3 protein-coding genes and 1 pseudogene are annotated in these 3,352 nt (G+C 69.3%); all 4 read left to right on the top strand.

Annotated features, from left to right (window positions below):
• The coding region (locus ACXJKR_RS27860; protein ID WP_457325586.1) for an FtsW/RodA/SpoVE family cell cycle protein at positions 1-407 on the top strand (407 nt) is incomplete at its 5' end.
• Positions 404-1,477: an undecaprenyldiphospho-muramoylpentapeptide beta-N-acetylglucosaminyltransferase gene (gene murG / locus ACXJKR_RS27855; RefSeq protein WP_457325585.1), complete on the top strand. Its 1,074-nt coding sequence runs from the start codon at positions 404-406 to the stop codon at positions 1,475-1,477. The genes ACXJKR_RS27860 and murG, both read left to right, overlap by 4 nt.
• Before the next feature lie 106 nt (positions 1,478-1,583).
• Positions 1,584-2,972 carry a UDP-N-acetylmuramate--L-alanine ligase gene (murC, locus tag ACXJKR_RS27850; protein WP_457325583.1) on the top strand — a complete coding sequence of 463 codons (1,389 nt, stop codon included), beginning with the start codon at positions 1,584-1,586 and terminating at the stop codon, positions 2,970-2,972.
• Positions 2,969-3,352: pseudogene (locus ACXJKR_RS27845) on the top strand (D-alanine--D-alanine ligase); the annotation flags it as partial. The gene murC and the pseudogene ACXJKR_RS27845, both read left to right, overlap by 4 nt.

Genomic DNA, 3,352 nt, shown 5'->3' with positions numbered 1-3,352 from the left:
GGCTGGGCCAGGGCCTGGGCGGCAGCGTCGAGAAGCTGCACTACCTGCCCGAGGCGCATACCGACTTCCTGCTCGCCGTCATCGGCGAGGAACTTGGTTTTGCTGGAGTGGCCGTGGTGATCCTTGCGTTCTTCTGGCTGACCCGCCGCTGCTTCCTCATCGGCCGCCAGGCCATCGCACTGGACCGCGTGTTCGCGGGTCTCTACGCCCAGGGCATTGGCATCTGGATGGGCGGCCAGGCTTTCATCAACATGGGCGTGAATCTGGGCGCACTGCCGACCAAGGGGCTGACGCTGCCGCTGATGAGCTTTGGCGGGTCGGCGATCTTGATGAACTGTGTGGCGCTGGCCGTTGTTCTGCGGATCGACTTGGAAAACCGGCAGATGATGCGCGGAGGCAGGTCATGACGCGGCACCTGGTCGTCATGGCCGCCGGCACCGGTGGCCACATCATTCCCGGCCTGGCGGTCGCCGAGGAAATGCAGCGCCGCGGCTGGACCGTGTCGTGGATCGGCACGCCGACCGGCATGGAGAACCGCCTGGTGCCGGCACGTGGCATCGAGCTGGATGCGCTGCCGTTTGCCGGCCTGCGCGGCAAGGGGCTGAAGCATGCGCTGCGCGGCATCGTCGGGTTCTTCAAGTCGCTGGGCCAGGCGCGTCGCGTCTATGCGCAGCGCCATGCGACGGCCGTGCTCGGCATGGGCGGCTATGTCTGCCTGCCGGGCGGCCTGACGGCTGCCTTCACCGGCCGGCCGCTGATGCTGGTCAATGCTGACGCGGCGATGCTGAAAAGCAACCTCGCGTTGAAACCCTTTGCGCGCCGGATTGCATTCGGCTTCGACGGTGCGGCGGCGGCTTCGACGTCGGGCGCTGTCGTCAGCGGCAATCCGGTGCGCGCCGAGATCGAAGCACTGGCTGCGCCCGCCGAGCGCATGGCCGAGCGGTCCGGCCCGCTGCATGTGCTGGTGCTGGGCGGCTCGCTCGGCGCGCGCGCGCTGAACCAGGTAGTGCCGCAGGCGCTGGCGCTGTGGCCCGAGGAACAGCGGCCGCTGGTGCTGCACCAGTCGGGGCAGGACCATCTCGGCGCCGTCTGGCAGGCCTATGCCGATGCCGGCCTGTCGGCGGAAGTGCGCCCCTTCATCGACGACATGGCAGCGGCGCTGGCCTGGGCCGACGTTGTCGTCTGCCGCGCAGGCGCCATCACCGTCAGCGAACTCTGCGCGGCTGGATGCGCCGCAGTGCTGGTGCCGCTGGTTGTCAGCACGACCTCGCACCAGCGCGACAACGCCGTCTTCATGGCCCAGCACGGCGCGGCCATCCATTTGCCCCAGGGCGAGCTGACGCCGGCCAAGCTGCATGAACTGCTGAGCAGCCTGGACCGCAGCGCCCTGCTTGCCATGGGCGAGAAGGCCCGCTCGCTGGCCCGCCCCCGCGCGGCTGCGCGTGTGGCCGACGAGATTGAGGGGATGCTGAAATGAGCCGTGGTGGCCGTAGTGCATGGCGGGCCGAGCGCTGGGCCGCTCCCGAGCCGGCCCGCATCCCCTCGGGGGGTCGGCCGACGTATCCGTCGGACGAGAGGCTGACATGAAGCACGCCGTACAGCGTTTGCATTTCGTCGGCATCGGCGGCGCCGGCATGAGCGGCATCGCCGAAATCCTGCACAACCTGGGCTTCACGGTCAGCGGCTCGGACGCCGTCGAGAGCGCGACGACCGAGCGACTGCGGGCCTTGGGCCTGCGGGTCGAGATCGGCCACGCCGCGCCCAATATCGGCGAAGCGCAGGCCCTGGTCACCAGCACCGCCGTCGCCGCTGACAACCCCGAGGTGCAGGCGGCTCGCGGTCGCCAGGTGCCGGTCGTGCCGCGCGCCGTCATGCTGGCCGAGCTGATGCGGCTGCGTCGCGGCATCGCCATCGCCGGCACGCATGGCAAGACGWCGACGACGTCGCTGGTCACCGCCATCCTCGTCGAAGCCGGCCTGGACCCGACCTTCGTCATCGGCGGCAAGCTCAACGCCGCCGGCGCCAACTCGCGCCTCGGCAAGGGCGAGTTCATCGTCGTCGAGGCCGACGAGAGCGATGCCTCCTTCCTGAAGCTCAGCCCCGTGCTGTCCGTCGTCACCAACATCGACGAGGACCACATGGACACCTATGGTCATTCGGTCGAGCGGCTTCACGACGCCTTCATCGAATTCCTGCACCGCATGCCCTTCTACGGCGCGGCGGTGGTGTGCGCCGACGACCCGGGCGTGCGGGCCATCCTCGGCCGCATCGAGCGGCCGGTCGTCAGCTACGGCTTGTCCGCGGGTGTCGGCGTGCGCGCGGTCGATGTGCAGGCGCTGGCCGGCGCGCAGATGCGCTTCAGCTGCCAGCGCGAGGGCGCGGCCGACCTGGACGTGCTGCTCAATCTGGCCGGCGAGCACAACGTGCGCAATGCGCTCGCGGCCATCGCCATCGCGATGGAGCTGGACTGCCCGGACGAGGCCATCCAGCGGGCACTGAAGAATTTCTCCGGCGTCGGCCGCCGCTTCGAGAAGCATGGCGAATGGCCGGCGGGCGATGGCGGCCGCTTCGAACTGGTCGACGACTACGGCCACCACCCGGTCGAGATGGCCGCCGTGCTGGCCGCCGCGCGCGGCGCCTATCCGGGCCGCCGCCTCGTTCTGGCCTTCCAGCCGCATCGCTACACGCGCACGCGGGACTGTTTTGCCGACTTTGTGCGGGTGATGGCCGGTGCCGACGTCGTGCTGCTGACCGAGGTCTATTCGGCCGGCGAGGCCGCCATCGAAGGCGCGACCGGTACGGCGCTCGCGCAGGCCGTCGGCACCCCCCACTTCGTGGCCGGCGTGGCCGACATGCCGGCGGCGCTGGCCACGTTGACCCGCGATGGCGATGTCGTCATCGGCATGGGAGCAGGCTCGATGAGCAGCCTGCCGGGCCGCGTCGCGGAACATTTCCAAGGAGGCGCAGCATGAAGTCGCCTGTCGATCTGAACATCGATGCCAAGGGTCTTGGCAAGGTTGCCGTGCTCTTCGGTGGTCACAGTGCCGAGAGGCCGGTGTCGCTGATGAGCGGCAACGGCGTGCTGGCCGCGCTGCAATCCATCGGCGTCGATGCGCACGCCTTCGATCCCGCCAAACGTCCGTTGCAAGCCCTGAAGGACGAGGGCTTTGATCGTGCCTTCATCGCGTTGCACGGTCGCGGCGGCGAGGACGGCACCATCCAAGGCGCTCTCGAATGGCTGGGCGTTCCCTACACCGGTTCGGGCGTGACGGCCTCCGGCGTTGCGATGGACAAGACCATGACCAAGCGGCTGTGGGCCAACGAGGGCCTGCCGTCGCCGCAATACCTGGCG

It is taken from the genome of Roseateles sp. P5_E11 (genome assembly GCF_054049355.1).
The sequence above is the reverse complement of the archived record's forward strand: the minus strand, read 5'-3'. Positions and strand labels throughout refer to the sequence as shown.